The organism is Streptomyces sp. NPDC032721 (genome assembly GCF_055579625.1).
In genome coordinates this window covers 180,494-200,586 of record NZ_JBVIMX010000005.1, presented here as the reverse complement: position 1 = coordinate 200,586, position 20,093 = coordinate 180,494, and the positions used below count along the sequence as shown (strand labels likewise).

Here is a 20,093-nt window from a genome sequence, read left to right as displayed (position 1 = left end):
CCACCCTGGGGATGTCCCCGAAGCGACGTCCGCCACGACGGCGGGATGCTCCGTTCGCGGCACGTCGCCCGGCGCGCCGCCTCGGACAGAACGGGGAATCGTTATGACACGTCGACCGCCACTGTACGGACTGCCCTGGGCGATGCGGCAGCGTGAGGGCGCCGCACGCGGTCGGTGCGCCGTGCCCGCGCCGGACGACCCGGGGCCACTGCGCGCGCCCTGGCCGTTCAAGGCCGCGGGCCCGGTGCCCGCCGCACCGGTCGTCGACCACACCGGCTGCCTGTACGTGCCGACGGAGACCGGGGTGCTGCACCGGGTCGAGCCGACCGGCTCCGGAGCGGCGATCCTCGTCACCGGGGCGGCGCTGCGGACCTCGCCCGCGCTCGCCGTCGCGGGCCGCGGCGGCACGTCCGGCGGCGACACGGTGACCGACCCGCCGCCCGCCTCGGTGTACGTGGCCGACACGGACGGCGAACTGCACTGCGTCCGCGGCGACGGAACACCGATGTGGTCGCTGCGGCCCGGCGCGGGGCGGCCGGTGCGCTCGGCGCCCGCCGTGCACCGGACGCCCACCGGCGGCCTGTCGCGGATCTGGCTGGGCGACGACGACGGGCGGCTGTACGGGGTCGTGGAGACGGCCCCGGACGCGGCCCGCACCGACTGGTCGTACACGGTGGCCGCGGGGGTGCCCGTACGCACGTCGCCGGTGGTGTCGCCGGACGGGGTGACGGTGCGGCTCGCCGCAGCGGACGGGCACCTGCACGTCCTGGACGCGGCGACCGGCATCCCGCTGTACGCACCGGTGCGGCTGAGCGGCGAGGCGCTGTGGACGCCCGCCTTCGACGAGGACGCGGGCGACGTCACGTACGTCACGGGACAGGACGGGACGCTGCGTGCGGTGGAACGGGGCGGGCAGGAGCTGTGGGCGCTCGCGCTCGGACGGAACCTGTACGCGGGCCCGGCGATCGGCCCGGACGGCACCGTGCTCGCGGTCGCCGACGGGGCGCTGCACGCCGTCTCGGCGCAGGGCACGCTGCTGTGGAGCGAGCCCCTGCCGCCGCGCGACCGGTACACGAGCGCGCCCGTGGTGGACAGTTCGGGCCTGTGCCTCGTGACGTCCGACGGCGGCCTGGTGGTCGCGGTGCGCACCGGTCAGGGCCTGGCCACCGGCGCCCGGACGCTGTGGCAGGTCCGCCCGTCGACGACCACGCTGACCGGGGCGGTCCTCGACGGCCACGGCCGGGTCTTCGTCGGCGACCGGGCGGGCCGGGTGCACGCCCTGGACGACTCTCCCGCGTACAAGGTGTTCGCGCAGGGCTCGCTGCAGGCGGCCGGAGACGTCGACGTGTACTCCCTGCGTGAGGTGTACGGGGTGCCCGAGCCCGCCAGGACGCTGCGGCTGACCGGGGGCGGTGGCGTCCTCGACGGGGAACCGGCGACCTCGCTCGACCGCTCGGTGATCGCGCACGCCGTGCGCCCGCCGGGCGAGGTGCGCACGGCCACCCCGGGCGGTGCACTGTCCGAGGTACTGGCCGCGGGCCGCGGACCCGCCTTCACGCCCGTCGACGATACGACCGGCAGCCCGAAGGCCCCGCACACCACGGCGTACGTAGCGCTCACCGTCGACGTGCCGGGCGGCGGGCGGAGGCTGAGCTTCGTCCGGCCGGACACCGGCGCGGCCCGGTCGTTCACCACGTGGGCCGCCGCCCTCGGCGTACCGCCCGCGCTGCTCGGGCAGTTGGAACCGGCGGGCACCGAGGAGTCGCACCCGGCGTTCTCGCCGGACGGCCGCAAGCTGGCCTGGCGGCAGTGGGACCCGTCGAACGGGTCGAGCCGGCTGTGGCTGCTGAGGCTCGGCCCGGCGGGCTGGGACCTGACGCCCGTCGGACCGTGGCTGCCCTACGATCCGGAGCACCCCGACGGCGGGCCCGACGAACCGGCCTTCTCGCCGGACAGCGCCTGGATCGCGGTACGGGAGGGGCTGAGCGTCGCCCTCCACGACGTCGTCGGCAGCAGGCTCCCGGTCTACACGTCACCCGGCAAGGGCCGGGTGCCCTGCCACCCCGCCTGGGCACCGGACGGCTCCGAACTGGCGATGGGGGTACGGGACGGTGCCGCGACCGACGTCTGGGCGGCGTCCGGGCCCGGCTACACCCGGTACGCGCCGCTGACCACCAGCGGGGACGGCGACGAACCCGCTTACGACTTCTTCCGGATGCCGCCGCCCGAGCGGCTCGCCCTCGACGTCGACAGGCAGGTTCCGGACGCGCAACTCCGCGTCCTGGGAAGGGGGTTCGACCTGCTGCACCCGGCGAACAACGTCGTGGAGTTCGTCCACACCCTGCGCACGGCCCCGCTGCGCGCCCCCGTGCAGAAGGCCGAGGTCGACCCGGTGAGCGGGCTCGGGGTCCTGACGGTGCGGGTGCCGCGGCTCGCCGGGCACGGCCCGGTCACCGTGAGGACCCGGTACGGCAGTGCCGCCACGCCCGACTTCCACGTGCTGCCCGCCCCGGCCCGGCTCGTGCAGCGGCGTACCGTGCCGGGCGCCCGGATCCGGGTGTTCGGGCGCGGCTTCGACCTGAGCCCGGCGAGCGCGCACACGGTGTTCTTCGGCTCGCTCGCGGTGGGCGCCGAGCGCGGGGAAGTCGCGGGGGACGAGGAGTTCCTCGTGGTGACCGTGCCCGCGGGGGTGGCGGCGAACACCGAGGTGAGGGTCGCCAACGGCTACGGCGAGACACCCTGCCCGCAGCGGCTCGCCCTGCTCACGCCCACCCTGTCCCTGCTGCGCACCGTCGACTCGGGGGCCCCGGGCGCCGGTCTGCCCTCGTACGCGACGCAGGGCGGCGTCGGGGTGGAGGTGCGGGTCAAGGGCGCCGACTTCCCGTACGACCCCTATTTCGGGTACGGCGTCGACCATCCTCGGCTGATGGTGGAGCCCGTCGCGCCGCGCCGGCCCGTCGGCCCGGTCGAGATCAGGCGGCTCGGGTTCCGGGTGCCCGGGGCATCCGGGGCGGACACCGCCGACCTGGCGACCGCCGTCTTCCCGTTCCCCGGGATCGGCACCGGGCATCCGGGCGGCGCGCTGCGCGTGTCGGCGGCCGACCCCGGGCTCGCGGCGGCGCGCGCCGAGTGCCCGTTCCGGTTGCCGGAGACCGACATCCCGATCGTGTTCGTACCGGGCACCAGCGGGACCTCCCTGGACCTGGCTCCGGGCACGCCCACGCCGGTGCTCGGGGCGTCGGTGACGGACATCCACTACTTCCCCTGGCTGAGCAAGGTCCCGGTGCCGTGGCCGCTCAACCCGTTCGGGCCGCTCGTCCACTCCCGGGGGCCGTTCGTCTACAACCCGTCCGTGCCCACCGGGCTGCGGCCCGCCGATCCGCGCGGCCCCAGGGTCTGGGGCGGGGTCGAGTGCGCCGCGGAGATCCTCGCCGGGACCGTGACCGGGAACGACGGCAACCACTATCTGGACCTGTGCGCCTTCGGGGAGGACGGGCTGCCGCCCGTGGACTCGAAGGTGGTGCCGGGAACGGTCCTCCAGGACGTCCTGATGAACCCGCCGATCAAGAGCGGCTCCACCCAGTGGGGCTTCGACGAGGTCTACAAGCCGTTCGTCGACTTCTTGCGCGAGGCCGACACCGGCACCGGCTGGCCGGGCCGACCGCTGTGCCTGGGCACGGATCCCGCCACCGGTGTCTGCGTGGACGAGAACGGCGCACCGGCCTCCGGGCACAACGCCGTCTACCTGTTCAACATGGACTGGCGACGGAACATCCCCGACGAGGCGAACCGGCTCGCCGCGTACATCGACTCCGTGCGCGCCCGGCCCGACGTCGACGGCCGCAAGGTCGTCGTCATCACCCACAGCTACGGCGGCCCGGTGGCCCGCGCCTATCAGCTCGATCCCGCGCACGCCGCCGAGGACAAGGTCGACCAGATCATCTCGCTGGGCGGCGGCTTCCTCGGCGTGCTCGAACCGCTCAACATCCTGGAACAGGGCAGTACTTGGGGGCTCGGCTGGTCGCTCGGACCCATCGGGTTCGGCATCCAGCCCTGGCAGACCAAGAACCTCGCGCGGAACTGGCCCACCGCCTACTACCAACTGCCCAACTCCGAGGACTGGTTCGCAGACCACGGCACGGCGGTCGGCGGCCGGATCGTGGACCGCTCGTACGTACGCGACTACACCTGGTTCCCCTCCGCGGGTGCGGGCGAACTGACCACGTGCGCCGAGAGCAACGACTGGATCCGCGGCCGGCACAACAAGGACATCACCCGCGCCTTCGAGGCATTCGCCGCAGCGACGCCCGCTCTGGGCGACTTCCGCGGCGGCACCGGGGCCATCTACCACCACCGGATCATCGGCAAGGGCCGGATGGACACCACCGTCGCTGTCGCCCTACGGTCACTGCCGTCGCTCGGCGCACTGTTCCACGTGCCGGTTCTCGACCCGTTGTGGTACGCCGAGATGGTTCCGACCACCCACTGGGAGGCGGTGAACGGCGACGGCGACTCCACCGTCCCGTACCACGGGGCGCTCGGCCTCACGCTGCCGCAGGACGACCGGGTGTACGTGATCGACGGGATCGTGCACGGCCAGTTGCCCAACACGCCCGCGATGATCGGCAGCGGACGCCAGAAGGGCCTCCTGCAACTGCTCCTCGAAGGACTCGTGGTCGGCTCGGGGCAGGCTCCGCCGCCCTTCACGTCGCAGAACCAGGTCACCGAGAACATGGCGATGCCGCCGGCCGCCCTGGTGGCGGACGGGGACGCCGGCGCCGACCGCTGGACGCTCGAACTGCGCGGTGCCGCCGCCTTCGACATCACCGACCAGGAATTCCGGCACCTCGGGCCGCACCCCGAACATCCCGCACTCGTCGAGACCGGCATCCCCGGCGCGACGCTCCAACGCGGGCTCGCCGTCACCTCGGCCTTCCTGCCCGAAGGACGCTACGAGGTCCGGGTGGTGCCGCAGGAGCCGGGGCCCGTGCGGCTCCACGTGCGCCCGTACCGCGGCGCGGCCGGACTCGACGTCCTGCTGTTCCGGGACGCCGTCCTCAAGAGCGCCGACGAGTGGGCCGTACTGCACCTGGACGCCGCCACCGGCGCGGGAGGCGAGGCCTGGCTGGAGATCCATGCCGCGGACGGTACGGTGCGCGACCGGGTGGCCGCCGCAGTCCTCACCGCGGCCGAGGCCGCCGACACCGCGCCGCCGCGCACCTCGGTGACGCTTGCCGACGGCACCGTGCAGATCACGGCCGACGACGGACCGCACGGCTCGGGCGTGCACCGCACCCTGCTCACCCTGGACGGCGCCCACCACGCACCGTACGAGGGCGGGCCGCTGCCGATCCCCGAGGACGCCGCACTCGTGATGGCGTACTCGGAGGACGGGGCCGGGAACCTGGAGTACCCGGGCTGGACCCTCGGGGCCCTCGGCCTCGGCGACTCCGCCCTGCGCTTCAAGGTCGGCGACCCGGAGCTCGCCGCCTCGGTGGAGGTGCGCAACCTCGACCCGATCGGGGTCACCGCGCCGATCGGCTGGGCGGCGGCCACCGACGCCCGCTGGCTGCGCCTGACGCCCACGACCGGCAGCACGCCCGGCACGCTGCGGGTGGAGGTGCTGCCCGATCAACTCCCCGACGAGCACGGGGACTTCACGGCATCCGTCCGGGTGTCGGTGACCGACGACGACGCCGTGTTCCGGGTCAGGGAACTGACGGTGCACGTGCACGCCCGCTGAACCGGACACACCACACCACCGCACGGGGGAGAACGATGACGACGACCGATCCCGCGCCGCCCCGGACCACCCAGGCGGCGTGGGTCCTCCTGGAAATCCTGCTGTTGCCGACGCTCCTCGCCGTCGTCAACTACGGCCTCGACCAGACCCGGGCCTCCGCCCAGGAGAGGCTCCTGGGCAACCTCGCGTACGTCATCCTCGTCGCGGCCGTCCTGCTGCCGCGCGCGCTGCGCCGCGACGCGCGCCGGGAGCGGGACCGGGCCCGGACGGCCGGCGCGGGGTTCACGACCGTACTGCTCGCCGTGGTGCTCGGCGCGGCGGTGCTGATACTGACCCAACTACTGTCGACCTGGGTGGGGTTGGGCAGCCTGGGCTTCCTCAGCCGCAGGCTGCCGGGCGGCGGGGACCCCACGCTGGTCTATCTGAGTGTGGCCCTGCGGGGGCTGCCGCTGACGCTCGCGGTGGCGGCCCTGCTCTCCGTCGCGGTCGGGCACCGGCTGCGCGGGCGATCCCGGTGGGCCCTGAATTGCATCGTACTCGCCTTCGTACTGGGTGTGTTGACACTCAATCAGGCCCTGGATGTGCACTGGGACGCCGTGCCGAGGGCGGAGCACCGGTACGTGCCGATCGCCGTCGGCGTGCTCTGCTGGATCGTGGGCCGCATCGGTCTGCGGTACGCGGCCCGCACCCAGGATCTGTACGACGCCGTCTACGACCTGCGGACCCGCGCCCGCAACGCACGTACACCGAACGACCTCTGACGCCCCATCGGCCCGAGCCTTCTCTCGGCCTGCCGTCCCCGGCGCTATGGTGCCGCATGCTCTACGGACGGCAGGCCGAGGCCGCGCGTATCGAGGGGGTACTGCGCGCCGCCCGCGACGGGTGCAGCGGTGTCCTCGTGCTGCGCGGCGAGGCCGGGATCGGCAAGACGGCGCTGCTGCGGAACGCGGACGAGACCGCGCGGGCGGCCGGGATGCGAGTGCGCTGGGTACGCGGCTGGGAGCCGGAACGGCCGATCGGCTTCGCCGGCCTGTCCCAGCTCGTGCGCCCCGCCGAGCACCTGCTGGAGCGGCTGCCCGACGTACAGGCGGCGGCGCTGCGCGGGGCGGTCGCGCTCGGACCCGCGCGGCCCGCCGACCGGTTCGCGGTGTGCGCGGCAATGCTCACGCTGGTCTCTCAACTCGCCGTGGAACAGCCCATGTTGCTCATCGTCGACGACGCCCACGCCCTCGATGTGCCATCCCTCGAAGCGCTCGCGTTCACAGCACGACGGCTGCTGGCCGAGTGCGTGGCGGTGTTGGTCGCCACCCGTCCCGAGGACGCCGCCGACCGGCTGCTGTCCGCCCTCGACGTCCTCGAACCCGCCCGCCTCGACGACCGCGCCGTCGCCGGCCTCGTCACCGACCGCACCGGGATACAGCCCACGGCCGAGGTGCGGCGGCGCCTCGCGTCGGGCTGCGGCGGCAATCCGATGGCGCTGATCGAGCTGGTTTCGAGGCTGACCGAGGACGAACTGAGCGGGCGGGCGGCGATGCCCCGGAAGGTGGCCGCGGGCGCCACCGCCGAGGCGCTGTTCGCCGCGCGGGTCGGCGCCCTCGGCCCGACGGCATGCACCCTGATGCTGCTCCTGTCGGCGGCGACCGGCGGCAGCCTGCGCGAAGTGACCGCGGCGGGCCGGGCGCTGGGGCTGCCCGCGTCGGTGTACCCGGAGGTGGAGCGCAGCGGCCTGGTCTCCTTCGGCCTCGACCGCTACGACTTCGCGCACCCCCTGGTCTCGACGGCGGTCCTCGCCACCACCGATCCCGAACAGCGCCGCGCCGCGCACCGGGCGCTCGCCGACGCCTGCGCCGGACCCACCCAGGCCGCCGAGCGGGCCTGGCATCTCGCGGAAGCGGCGCTCGGTCCCGACCGGCGGGCGGCCGCCGCCCTGGAGGAACTGGCCCGCACCGCGCGCTCGCGTAGTGGGTACGCGGCGGCGGCCGAGGCCTGGCAACGGTCGGCCGAACTCAGCGAGACCCCGGCCGAGCGCGCCCGGCGGCTGACCGAGGCGGCCGGTGACGCGCTGCTCAGCGGGCGCAACAGCCAGGCCGGAGAACTGCTGGCCGCCGCCGACCTCCTGGTGGACGAGCCGGGGCTGCGTGCCGACATCGCCGCGGGCCTCGGCCGCGTCGAGCTGTACACCGGGCACCCCCGGGCCGCACGCCGGCTCGTGCTCCGGGCCGCCGACGAGGTGCGCGACCGCTGCCCGAGGCGGGGCGCCGAACTGCTGGCCGACGCCGCCATGGCGTCCCTGCTCGCCGGTGACCCGGGCGGCGCCCTCGACGCCGCCGGCCAGGCGGAGAAGCTGCTCGACGGGTCCGCTCCCGCGGTCCGTCTCGTCATCGGCGTGATCCGCGGCCTGACCCTTTTGCATCTGGGCGACGGCGTCGGGGGCCGAGAGCAGCTGCGGTACGCGATGACGCAGGCCGAGCGGCACGTCGCGGACGGCCTCGCCGCCGAGTACGTCGCCCTGTGCGCCACGGCCATGAACTGGACCGGTGAGCACGCCCTCGCTCACCGGACCACCCGCACGCTCATCGACCGGCTGCGCGCCGGCGGGGCGATGGGCATGCTGCCGTTCGCGCTGTACGCGTCCGCGCACGCGGAGCTGCTGACCGGGCGTACGGAGGCGGCGTTCGCGTCAGCGACGGAAGCGGTGGAGCTCGCCGCCTTCTCGGACAACGAGTTCTGGCGCTATCTCGCGCTCAGCGCACTCGCCCACGTAGAAGCGGTACGCGGTGACGAGGAGGCGTGCCGGGCGCATGCCGGGCAGGCGCTCGTACTGCGCCGTCCCGGCACCGACTATCCGCGGGACGCCAGTGAGGCGCTGGGCCATCTCGAACTGAGCCTGGGGGACGCCCCGGCGGCGCTGCGGCAGCTGCGGGACGGGGCGGCGGCGACGCCGTCGGACGATCCGGAAGCTCTGCTCGACAGCCACTTCGACACTGTCGAGGCGGTGATCAGGGCAGGGCTGCCGTTGTCGCCGCGCACGCTGGACGGGCTGGAACTCCACGCGCAGCAGGAGCAGTTGCCGCTCCAGGCGGCGGTCGCCTGGCGGCTGCGGGGGCTCCAGGCGCCGGAGGGGGAGATGGCGCCCGCCTTCGAACGGGCCCTGGAGCTGCACGGGCGGGTGCCGTGCCCGCTGGAGTGTGCGCGGACCCGGCTGGCGTACGGGGAGCGGCTGCGGCGCGGACGACAGAGGATCCTGGCCAGGGAGCAACTGCGGTCCGCGCTCGCGGAGTTCACCCGGCTCGGGGCGGACGCCTGGGCGGAGCGGGCGCGCAAGGAGCTGGCGGCCACCGGGGAGACGGTGCGGACGCGGGGCGCGGGTCCGGAGGGGGCCGCGCTGACCCCGCAGGAGTTCCAGGTGGTGCGGGCGGTGGTACGCGGCGCCACGAACAAGCAGGTGGCATCGGCATTGTTCCTGAGCCCGAAGACGGTGGAGTTCCATCTCGGCAACGCGTATCGGAAGCTGGGCGTCCGCAACCGTACGCAACTGGCGCACCGGCATTCCGCACTGGGCGAGTAGCCCCGGGTCAGCCTCCTTGGCCGGCGGGCCGCATGTGACGGCTGTGGGACAAGAGGATCCGGCACCTGGGACACCGGGAGTTGGCCGGTAGCCACCTGGCGAATGGGCTCCTCCGGGCCCAGGCTGCCGTGTCATGAACTCAGCGAAGCGCGCCACCGTCATGGGCACAGCCGTCGCTGCCGTCGCCGTCGCGGCGCTGGCAGCCGCTCCCACAGCCTCCGCCGACTCGGCGAAGGGGTGTGTGTACCCGCGGGTCTGCTTCTACCTGACCGACAGCAACTGGAACAACTCCAACCCCACCGCCGGCTTCCAGGACGTCACCAGCTCCTACCAGAACCTCGGCTCCAACAGCCGCGGCGCCGACTGGGTGCGCAACACCCGCAACGACGACCGCGCCTACTTGCGCTACATCCGCCACAGCACCGGCGCCACCGAGTACATCTGCGTCCTGCCCAACCAGACAGCCCACTTCACCTCCGCGTACACCGTCACCGGCATCCGCATCGACACCGCGGCCTCCTGCCCCTGAGCTCGTCCGCCGCGTCGAAACGACTGCGCGTAGCAGAGCACGCGGTGCCAAGGGCCCGCATACCGGCGTCGGTATGCGGGCCCTTCCGGGTGCGGCGGGCGTAGTCGGGCTGCGGCGGTGACGGGCGCGGTCAGTCCCCCGCTCTCCACGGCGATCTCCACAGGAGCCATGGCGCCCCTGGTGGCGAAGTCGGTAACAGTGGCATCACGGGCCTGTTTTCCCTTGGGTACAGGGGCAGTTGGCCACTCTTCGCGGTGTGGACCGAGTGATAGGAAGAGAGTTCGATCACCGCATGTAGGTCCCCAGCGGCCTATGTGTTGTGCCCCTTTCCCCGGAGCAGGTATGCCGGATCGACGGGGGACTGCGGCCGGTCAGCGCACCGTTTGAAGGGGGAAGTACTGATGACCAACCCGCCGCCGGGCGGTTTCGGCTCACCGCAGGAGTTGCCGCACGGCGTCCCGAAGGACCCGCCGCCGCAGCCCGGCGAGCCCGGGTACGGCTTTCCGCCGGTGTCCGGCCCGTACTCCCCTCACCCCAACCCGTACGGCGGGAATCCGGCGCCGGGGTACGAGACCCCCGGCCCGTACGGCAGTCCGCTCAACCCCCACGGCGGCCAACCCGAGCAGCGGCCCCCGGCCACCCCGCCCGGCGGTAACCGCGGCGGCGGCTTCTTCAAGGGCAAGCGGGCCGCGTTGATCGGCACAGCGGTGGCGGCCCTGCTCGTGATCAGCGGCGGTGTCTGGTTCGCGGCCGGCGACTTCGCGGCCGGCAACGGGGACAAGAAGCCGAAGGCCGGACCGAGCCAGAACGCCCAGCCGTCCACGTCCCCTTCCGCCGGGCAGGGGGCGGGCAGTGACGACGGCGGCGCGAACGGCGACCTCAACGCAGGGCGCAAGCCGGGCGAGGCGAAGGTCAACTGGCTGCTCAAGAATGATGTGGACCTGCCCGGCAAGGGTGCGGACGTGTACGGTCCGTGGGTCGTCGGCGACACCATTGTCGTGGGACTCTACGAGGCTGTCTCCGCCTACTCGACGGCGGACGGCACACGCAAGTGGACCCTGTCCATGCCCACCGGGCTGTGTGCCGCACCCGCTGCGCCCGCCGCCAACGGGACCATCGTCGTCGGTGTCGACGAGCCCGGCGCTCGCGAGAAGTGCACCGGGCTCCAGCAGATCGACCTGCGGAGCGGCCAGGCGGGCTGGAAGAGACTGATCCCGCAGGACGGGAACTCCCCGCTGCCCTCCGACATCTCGCTGACCATCAGCGGCAGCACTGTGACCGCCGCCGGCAGCCACCAGTCGTTCGCCTTCTCGCTCGCCGACGGGAAGCACCTGTGGGGCAGTCGGGCGCCGGGCAGCTGCCGGCCGGACGCTTTCGCGGGCGGCCCGAGACTGATCGCCGTCGGCAGCTGCCCCACGAAGGAATCCAGCCAGGTGCAGTACGAGGTCAGCGAAGTCGACCCGGCCACCGGCAAGCCCAAGTGGGCCTACCGGCTGGACCCCAACTGGACAGTCGAGAAGGTCCACTCGGTCAGCCCGCTGGTCTTCTCCGCCTACCAACGCGACGAGAGCAACACCAAGAAACGGACCGTCCTCGCACTGACCGACGAGGGAAAGCTCCGCTCCCGCATCCAAACCGGCGCGGACAAGTTCGAGCCCAAGTGCACGGGTGCGAACAGACCCCTTGCACCGGACCTGGAGGACTGCCTCGGTATTGCCGCCGACACGAACACCCTCTACATGGCGACTGATGCCAGCGCCACCCGTACCGCGAACGCGGTAGTGGCCTTCGACCTGGACACCGGCAAACCCAAGTGGCGTGCCGCGGCTCCCACCGGACGCACCATGGCACCGCTGCACGTGGAGGAGCGCGGCAACGTCCTGCTGTACACGGCGGCGTCCAACGACAGGGGCGGTGCGGTCTCCACCCTCGCTCCGACGGGCGGCACTCCCAAGGTGTTGCTCCAGCACCCGGCGTCGACCGCGCAGATCGAAAGCACCTTCTGGGATCCGCGCTACATCTACGCCGGCGGTGCCTTCTACCTCGCGAACGGCTCCGTCTCCTCCGCGGTCACGGACGCCGAGGAGAAGACGAAGAAGCTCGTGATGGCGTTCGGCAAGTGAGAGGCACACACCGATGACGCAGCCGCCCTCGCCCGAGGACCCGTCCCCCCACCAGCCCTCCCCAGGTTTCGGCCCGCCGCAGCAGGCACCCCTCGGCGGCTTCGGCCCGCCGACCCCGCCGCAGCAGCACGGACCGGGATACGGGTACCCGCAAGGGCCCTGGGCCCCACAGCCGCAGTCCGCCCACACACCGCCGCCGGGGCCCGGTGGCGGCAAGAAGCCGGCCACGCGGCTGCGGGCCGTCGTCGCCGCAGCCGTCGCCGCGACGCTGATCATCGGCGCAGGAGTCTGGTACGCGAACAGCGGCGGCGACAAGCACCACAACAACGCCCAGGGGACCTCCGGCGCCACGCCGGGAACCGAGGGCGGCAAGGGCGGACAGCCGGCCTTCGACGGACCGGGCAAGGAGAAGGTGCCCCCGAGCACACGCTCCAGGCTCGCCTTTCAGCTGCCTCCGCCCGTCGTGCCCGACCGGACGAAAGTCATGGGCTCCTGGCTGACCGACACGGTGTACGTCAAGACGGGCATCACCTCGATCACCGGGTACGACATCGCCGGCGGCACCCCGCTGTGGACGATCCCGCTGCCCGGCCAGCCCTGCGCGGCCTCGGACCACACATCACAGGACAACAGGACCGCGATCGCCTTCGAGGCCGCCAAGCGGAAGACGACGCAGGATCTCGTGCCCTGCACCGAAGTCGGTGCGATCGACCTCACCACAGGGAAACTGCTGTGGAGCAAGTCCGTCCCCGACGGTACGGCCGGTGACCAGAAACTGCGCTTCGACGAGGTCACCCTGAGCGGCAACACCGTCGCCGCCTCCGGCGAAAAAGGCGGCGCCGCCTGGGACCTGGCCGACGGCAGACAGCGGTGGAAGCCACAGGCCAACACCGAGAACTGCACCGACGCGGGATACGGCGGCGGCGAGGCGCTCGTGGCAGCCCGCAGATGCGGCCCCGCCGCGAGCATGTACGGGGAAATTCAGAACATCGACCCGGCCACGCGAAGGCCGCTCTCGACGTTCAGGATGCCCAAAGGCTTCGACTACCCGTCGATCGTCTCGACCAGGCCGCTCGTCGTCGCCGCCAAACTCCGCGGCGCCCCGGGCAACATCTCAGGCCTGGACTTCTTCTCCATCGACGAGAAGACCGGCAAGCTCAAGACCGTCATTTCCGCACCGGACGACCGGTACGCGGCGGACTGCGAATTCGACGAAGTGGAAGGCTGCCACGGCGTGGCCGTCGGCAACGGCCGCATCTACCTGCCCACCAAGGAACACCAGGTCGGCGAGGAGCAGTTCGTCCGGACCAACGAGATCGTCTCGTTCGACCTCACCACAGGAAAGCCGACATCCGACAAAACGAGCGCGGGCAACCGCCACGAGATGTATCCGCTCCGCATGGACGGCGGCAACCTCCTCGCCTACAGGGCACCGGTGTTCGGTGAAGGAAGCAGACAGATCGTCAGCATCGACGGCGCCACCTTCAAGCCGGTGACCCTGCTGGAGAGCTGGGTCTGGGAAAGCGCGCGCGGCAAGGAATGCGACTTCTCGCACGAAGCGGAGATCCTCTACACCAAGGGCCGCCTGTTCATGTCGGGCGGGACGATCAGCAAACCGGAGAAGTCCTCCACCGGCGAGAAGAAGTGCCTGGCCGTGGCATACACGACCGGCTGAGGCAGCGGTGCCGGACAGACGGGTGTACGGGCGCGCCCGTCGTGCGGCGCGCCCGTACACCCGGAGGGTGGATCAGCGGTGCAGTTTCAGGCGGTGGACGCCGCCGTCGACCGTACCGACGTACAGCGTGCGGCCGTCGCGGGCGGCGGCCAGCTTGGTGGTGTCGGTGTTCTGCAGACCGCTGGAGATGTTCTCCCAGGTCCGGCCGTTGTCGGTGCTGCGCAGTACGCCCCGGCCGCCCTGGACGAGTCCGGAGGCTCGCGAGCCGGTGGTGGCGGCGTAGAGCGCCCCGCCGACCCGCAGCAGGTCCGACACGTGGACCGCGAGCGGACCGGTGTCGGCGGTGCGGAAGGTCCTGCCGTCATCGGTGCTGACCCGGATGGACTCGCCGCCGACCACCAGGCGCCGGCCGTCCGTCGTGAGCGCGGAGACGGGGCCGTCGGCGACCTTGGTCTTGGTGACGCCGCCGTCGTCCGAGCGGTAGAGGCCCGAGGAGTTGCCCAGCCAGAGGCGCCGCGGGTCGCGCGGGTCACCGGCCATGGCGTCGAACGACCTCTCGTGGAAGAGGTTCTTCCAGGTGCGACCGCCGTCGGTGGTCGAGTACAGCCCGTTGCCGAAGATGCTCCGGAAGCTGATCGCCACCCGGTCGGGGTCCGCCGGGTGCACCAGGATCGACGTCGGTACCTCCGACGAGGTGCCCTTCACCTGCCAGGTGCGGCCGGCGTCGCCGCTGCGGGAGACCTTGAAGAGGCCGGTCGCGGTGCGCCGGACCTGCCACACCACCTTGGTGTCCCGGGGTGAGACGGCGAGGTGCGAAGTGAGGCGGCCGGTCATGCCCTCCGCACCGGACTGGCCCCACTCGGGACCGGCGACGGGGATCGTGGTGCGGTAGGTGCCGCTCACCGTTCCGGCGAGCAGCTGGTCGCCGCTGGCCGCGAGGGCGAGGGTGGTCAGGCCCTGGACGCCGATCCTGCGGTAGCCGGTGGCGTCGGCCTTGCCGCGGTACAGGCCGTCCTGCTCGCTGGACACGGTCACCGAGCCGTCGGCCCAGCGGTCGTAGTCCATCGCGATGGCGGCCTTGGAGGGCGCCGGGGCGGGCTGCCAGGTCCTGCCGTGGTCCCGGCTGACCTGCCCGGCACCGAACAGCGCGCGCAGGTACAGGTCGCCGCCGGAGGCGGACAGTCCGTTGCCGCCCTCCTTCAGGGGCAGCACGGTGGACCAGGTGCGGCCCTTGTCGTAGGAACCGCGGACGCCCGTACCGGGGACGAGGGCCAGCACCACGGTGGCGTCGGCCGTCAGGCCGCGGACGGTGTTCACCGGTTCGTCGAGGACGAGCTGCGCCGGACCGGGATCGCCCTTGCCGACGCCGTCGATCCGCCAGACGCTTTCGAAGGTGGCCAGGTAGAGGGTGTCGCCGACGAGAGTCGCGTCCCGTACCGCGCCGTTCACGCCGGTCGGGTACGTCGCCCAGTTGTCGCCGGCGTCCGTGCTGACCATCAGGGTGCCGTCGACCAGTGCGGCGAGGGTACGGGTCTGCTCGTCGGCGACGAACTCCTCGATGTGCGCGTCCGGCACGTCGAGCTTGCGCCAGCTGCGGCCGTTGTCGTCGGTGCGCAGGATGGTGCCCCTGCGGGTGGGGTCGGCGGCCGTGTTCACGGCGTACCACCAGCGGTCGGGGCGGCGGGCGTCGACCACGACCGCGCCGGTGCCGTTGCCGTCGGCGACCGGCAGCCTGCCGACCTGGCGCCAGTTGGTGCCGCCGTCGGTGGTCAGCCAGGGAGCGGCCTTGCGGTACTGGGTCACGACGGCCTGCTTCGGCCGGGCGGGCGTGAGCGCGACGTGGCCGGCCTCGCTGTTCGGGCCGATGGGCTCCCAGCGGTTGCCTCGGCTGCCCGCCGGGGTGACCTCGAAGGCGCTGGTGCCGGTGATCCGCCGGCCGTCGGTGGTGGTGGCGCGTACGGCCAGCAGATAGGCGCCGGCCGCCTTCTCGTTCACGTCGGCCTGGTAGTAGCCGGCGCCGTTCATGGTGGTGGGCAGGGTGTAGCTCTTGCCGTGCGGCGGCCTGACGGTGATCTCGGGCGGCGCGTTCAGGGCCGCCGGGGAGGCGATGTTCACCGTGGACCGGCCGTCGCTCGGGTCGGGGGACGCCTGGACGACCAGGTGCCGTACGACAAGCAGGTAAGGCACCCGCAGAGCAGGACCGCGCGCCGGGGTGGCCGTGATCCGGCCGCTGATCTCCTGGTCGGTTTCCGGGCGGTCGGCGCGCAGGGTGACGGTGACGGTCGCGGACCCGCCGGCGGGGACGGTGACCCGGGACGGGGACACGGTGGCGGGGCCGCTGCTGCTCAGAGTGGTGGCCAGGGGCGCCTTGCCGGGGTTGGTCAGGCGTACCTTCGCGGTGCCGCCCACGGTCCGGCCCGAGAGGTCGGCGAGGCCGAACGACACGGCCGACGGGGAGGCGCCGAGGGTGGCCTCCGCCGCGGCGGCCACGTCGAGGCGTCCGTTGCCCTGGACGGTGGGTCCGGTGCCGGCGAGCGGCTTGGCGGAGCCGACCAGGGCGGACCTGATCCCGTCGGGCGCCTGGTCCGGGCGCAGTTGGCGCAGCAGTGCCGCCGCTCCCGCGACGTGCGGGCTCGCCATCGAGGTGCCCGACATCCGGTAGACGCCGGGTCCGTACATCGAGGTGGGGATCGCCGAGCGGATCTCCACGCCGGGCGCGACGAGGTCGGGCTTGAGGCCGAAGCCGGTGCCCGGTCCGCGCGAGGAGAACGAGGCGATCTCGTCGGTGGAGTCGGTGCCGCGCAGGGTGACGGATACCTTGCCGGCGGCCAGTTGGCGGCTCAGCTGGGCGTACTGGGTCGTGTCGATGCCCATGGAGACAAGACGGTCCATACGCAGCGAATCCCCGGAGGCGGAGCCGCGGGTGAGGTCGGGGCGCGCGGGCGTCGCCGGGGCCTCGAACGTTCCGGGGCCGCCCGCGAGTACAGGGCCGTCGTGGGACGCAAGGCCGCCGAGCACGGCGAGCGCACCGCGCTTCTCGGCCTCGCGCGCCCAGTCGATGTCCTGCTGGCTCAGCACTTCGGTGCTGGGCGGTACGAGGATGTCGGCCCGCAGGATCTTGCCCCGTACGTCACCGACCCGCTTCCAGTCCTCGGCGGTGCCCGCGCCGACGTCCACGAGCGGGGCGGTCACCGGCTCCCGGGGCGGGTTCGCGGACAGGATGCCCCGGTAGGTCTGGATCAGTTCGGGCTTCGGGCCCGCGAGGTACGCGCTCGGGGTGCGCACCCCGCTGGTGGAGGCGCCGACCGCGATGACGCCGTCTGCGGACGCCGGGGTGTTGACGGTGCCGCTGCCCGGCCCGCTGTTTCCGGCCGCCGCGACGACGACCACTCCGGCCCGTACGGCGGCGCTCGCCGCGCGGCCCAGCGGGTCGGTTCCGTCACCGGGGCCGCCGAGGCTCATGTTGATGACGTCGGCGGGGAACGGGTTGGCCGGGTCGGCCGCCGCCTCGATACCGGCAACGATGTCAGAGGTGTAACCGCTGCCGTCGGCGTCGGTGACCTTGTACGCCAGCAGGCGGGCGTCGGGCGCCATGCCGGTGACGCCGTCCTTGCCGGCCGCCTTGCCCGCGATGATGCCCGCGACGTGGGTGCCGTGGCCGTTGTCGTCCATCGGGTCGCCGTCGCCGTTGGCGAAGTCGTAGCCGCCGACGACCTTGTGGTCCTTGCCGAAGCCGCCCCCGAGGTCGGGGTGTCCGTAGTCGACGCCGCTGTCCAGGACCGCCACGACGGTGCCCTTGCCGGTGGCCTTCACCCCGGACGGGTCCGCGCGCTTCCAGACCTCGGGTGCGCCGGTCAGCGGCACGCTCACGTCCGTGCGCACCTGTATCCGGGTGTCGGGCCGGACGGCGGTGACGCCCGGCAGCGCGGCCAGCCGTGCCGTCTCCGAAGCGGGCACCGTCATCGCCACGGCGTTGACCAGCAGGCCGAGTTTGCGCGGCGAGCCGGGGTGCAGTCCGGCTTTCCGCACCTCCCCGACGAAGGTGTCCTGCCGGGCCGCCAGTTTCCGCCGGGCCTCGGTGACGGCGGCGGCGGGGCCGGCGGCCAGGGAGGTCAGGGTGCCGCTGGGGGCGGCGGCTACGGCGGCGTCCCCGGACAGTTCGACGATGACCCGCTGGTTCGGGTCGGGCGACTTCGCGGTAGCGGTCGTGGTGCCGGGCAGCGCGGTGAGCGTCCCGGCGAGAGCGACGGTGGTGACCGTAACGGCCACCAGGCGTCGGGTTCTTCGTGCGTTCTTGGCCATGGGCAGCAGTCCTAGCCCCGAAGTCACTCTGCGTACAACAGATCCTGGCGGCCCATTGCTGCCGCTGGCACAAGTGGGCCAGGATCGGCATATGACGAACGAGCTCACCGCCGCAGGCATCGACCCGTTCGACGAGAGCGTCTACCGGGCCGTGCTGACCCGGCGTTCCGCGGCCCCGGCCGAACTCGCCGCCGATCTCGGCTGCTCCGCGCTCCGTGCCGCCAGGGCGCTGGACCGGCTGCACGACCACGGCCTGGTCGGGCGGCTCGCGGGGGTCCGCCGCCGGTACGCGGCCATCGAGCCCGGGGCCGCTGTGGAGTCCCTGGTGCGGTCCAGGGCCGCGGAGCTGGACCGGGTCCGCTCGGCCGCCGGGGAACTGTCCCGCCTTTTCGCCGCGGCCCAGTCCGGCGCGGCCGGAGAGGAGGAGGTGGAGATCATCACCGGCCGGGAGGCGCTCGGCCGCTGGTTCGTACGGCTCCAACAGGAGGCGCACGAGGACGTCATGACGCTGGACCGGCCTCCGTACGCCCTGACCACGTCCAACCCGGTGGAGAGCACGGCGCTGGGCCGGGGGGTGCGCTACCGCGCGGTCTACGCCCCCGAGGCGCTGGAGTGGCCCGGGGTGCTCGCCGACATCCGCGCACTAGTGCGCCGGGGTGAACAGGCCCGCGTGATGCCGGGACTGCGGATCAAACTGGCCCTCGCGGACCGCCGGTTGGCGCTGATGCCGCTCTCCCTGGACCTCGACGGCGTACGTGCCGCGGTCATCCGCCCCTGCACCCTGCTGGACGCACTCATCGACTACTGGGAGCTGTGCTGGAAGCAGGCCCTGCCGCTGGACGCCCCCGCCGAGGACCCGCTCGACGAGGAGGACCGCCTGGTGCTCACCCTGCTGGTCAGCGGCCTCAAGGACGAGGCGATAGCCCGCCAGCTCGGCTGGTCGGTCCGCACCATGCGGCGGCGCATGAGCCGCCTCCACGAACTCCTGGGCTCGGTCAACCGCTTCCAGGCCGGCGTGGTCGCGGCCCGCCGCGGCTGGATCTGACCTGCCGCGGGGCCTCGCGGGCCGCTCCGTAACTCTGCGAGCACCAGCTTCAAGCGATCTTCCAGGTGGCATACCGGCGTTGAACCGCTGTTTCCTTCAGCCACGAGGGCGAATCCCGCAGATTTATCACGACGCGGTACGTTCCCTAAGCGCGGGCTTCTTCCAGCAGACCAGCCGCATGTGCGGTCCGCTGGTACAACACGTAGCGGCCGTCTCTGACCTTGGTGACGAGGCGTGCGCGGTGCAGGGCGCCGAGGTGGTAGGAGACGGTGCCCGGGGCGTATCCGGTCCGGGTGGCGAGTTCCGCGGTGGACCGGGCGGTTTCGAGGTCTGCCAGCAACGCGGCGCGGGCGTTGCCGACCACTTGCGCGATCCTTCCGGACCTGCGATCCCGGCCGGCTCCGATCCGCTGGGCGGGGTAGTAGAGGACGAACTGCCCGGGGGTGTCGACCTGGATGATGACGTCGGGCCAGTTGAGCACGCTGGGTGCGAGGACCAGGTCCCGGCCGGTGACATCGATTTCGCCGGCCCACGGCTTGGCGAGGGTGACCGCGTTGCCTGCCCAAGCGATATCGGGGTGGAGTGCTCCGAACGTCCGGCCGACGCCATGGGTGGCGATGGCGGTCGCGCGGTGGGCGATGTCCTGATCGATGATCGAGTGCAGCTCGGGCCAGCCCTCGGCCAGGGCATCGCGCCAGAACCGGGCGAGACCATTGGCAAGACGGCGCTGCATCCGTCCCGATTCCGCGATCCGGCGAGTGGTGGCCAGCAGCGGCCTGTGCCAGTGGGTCCGGGTGTGGGTGAAGACCTGGGCTTCGAGGTCTTCCTGCGCTGCGGCCTCGATCTGCGCGATCTGCTCGTCGAGCAGGTCGCGGCGCTGTGCGTGCGTTGCCGGCTGAGGGGTGAGCAGGTCAGGTCTGTAGGTGTCGCCGTTTCGCGGCAACAGGTCTGCGAGCAGGGCTACGTCCGGATGAGCGAGTGACGCGCGGGCGAGTGGCCCAGGATCTCCGAACACTGGGTGTCGTCCCGACGCGGCGGTGAGTCTCAGCCACGCCATGGACTCCGACGCGGGCGAAGGGGCCAACCGCGTTCTGGACACTGTGTCGGC

General features: G+C 72.7%; 9 protein-coding genes. 7 read left to right on the top strand and 2 right to left on the bottom strand.

Annotation, left to right across the window (positions count from 1 at the left end; all coding sequences use genetic code 11):
* Positions 1–103 precede the first annotated feature (103 nt).
* The 6 genes from ACZ5PB_RS13305 to ACZ5PB_RS13280 all read left to right on the top strand — a co-directional run bounded on the left by ACZ5PB_RS13305 (position 104) and on the right by ACZ5PB_RS13280 (position 13,638).
* Positions 104–5,743 (top strand): outer membrane protein assembly factor BamB family protein, encoded by a 5,640-nt coding sequence (locus ACZ5PB_RS13305; protein WP_468690594.1) that lies wholly within the window; start codon positions 104–106, stop codon positions 5,741–5,743.
* Positions 5,744–5,778: 35 nt separating this feature from the next.
* Positions 5,779–6,504, top strand: a complete 726-nt coding sequence (locus tag ACZ5PB_RS13300; RefSeq protein WP_468690592.1) for a hypothetical protein — start codon at positions 5,779–5,781, stop codon at positions 6,502–6,504.
* 56 nt (positions 6,505–6,560) lie between these two features.
* Positions 6,561–9,311: a helix-turn-helix transcriptional regulator gene (locus tag ACZ5PB_RS13295; protein ID WP_468690590.1), complete on the top strand. Its 2,751-nt coding sequence runs from the start codon at positions 6,561–6,563 to the stop codon at positions 9,309–9,311.
* 133 nt (positions 9,312–9,444) lie between these two features.
* Positions 9,445–9,840, top strand: a complete 396-nt coding sequence (locus ACZ5PB_RS13290; RefSeq protein ID WP_468690589.1) for a hypothetical protein — start codon at positions 9,445–9,447, stop codon at positions 9,838–9,840.
* Positions 9,841–10,241: 401 nt separating this feature from the next.
* Positions 10,242–11,963 carry an outer membrane protein assembly factor BamB family protein gene (locus ACZ5PB_RS13285; protein ID WP_468690587.1) on the top strand — a complete coding sequence of 574 codons (1,722 nt, stop codon included), beginning with the start codon at positions 10,242–10,244 and terminating at the stop codon, positions 11,961–11,963.
* Positions 11,964–11,976: 13 nt separating this feature from the next.
* Complete coding sequence (locus ACZ5PB_RS13280; RefSeq protein ID WP_468690584.1) at positions 11,977–13,638, top strand: outer membrane protein assembly factor BamB family protein; 1,662 nt, start codon at positions 11,977–11,979, stop codon at positions 13,636–13,638.
* Positions 13,639–13,710: 72 nt separating this feature from the next.
* On the opposite strand, the gene ACZ5PB_RS13275 is transcribed toward ACZ5PB_RS13280, so the two are convergent.
* The gene (locus tag ACZ5PB_RS13275) at positions 13,711–17,940 is read right to left on the bottom strand and encodes a S8 family serine peptidase (protein WP_468690582.1); all 4,230 of its coding nucleotides are present in this window, start codon (positions 17,938–17,940) and stop codon (positions 13,711–13,713) included.
* Between the two features lie 91 nt (positions 17,941–18,031).
* On the opposite strand from ACZ5PB_RS13275, the gene ACZ5PB_RS13270 reads away from it, so the two are divergent.
* Positions 18,032–18,985, top strand: coding sequence for a helix-turn-helix domain-containing protein (locus tag ACZ5PB_RS13270; protein WP_468690581.1), 954 nt, complete (start codon positions 18,032–18,034; stop codon positions 18,983–18,985).
* A gap of 145 nt (positions 18,986–19,130) precedes the next feature.
* Here the strand turns inward: ACZ5PB_RS13270 and ACZ5PB_RS13265 are convergent, their stop codons facing one another.
* Positions 19,131–19,928: a helix-turn-helix domain-containing protein gene (locus ACZ5PB_RS13265; RefSeq protein ID WP_468690579.1), complete on the bottom strand. Its 798-nt coding sequence runs from the start codon at positions 19,926–19,928 to the stop codon at positions 19,131–19,133.
* Between the last annotated feature and the right edge of the window lie 165 nt (positions 19,929–20,093).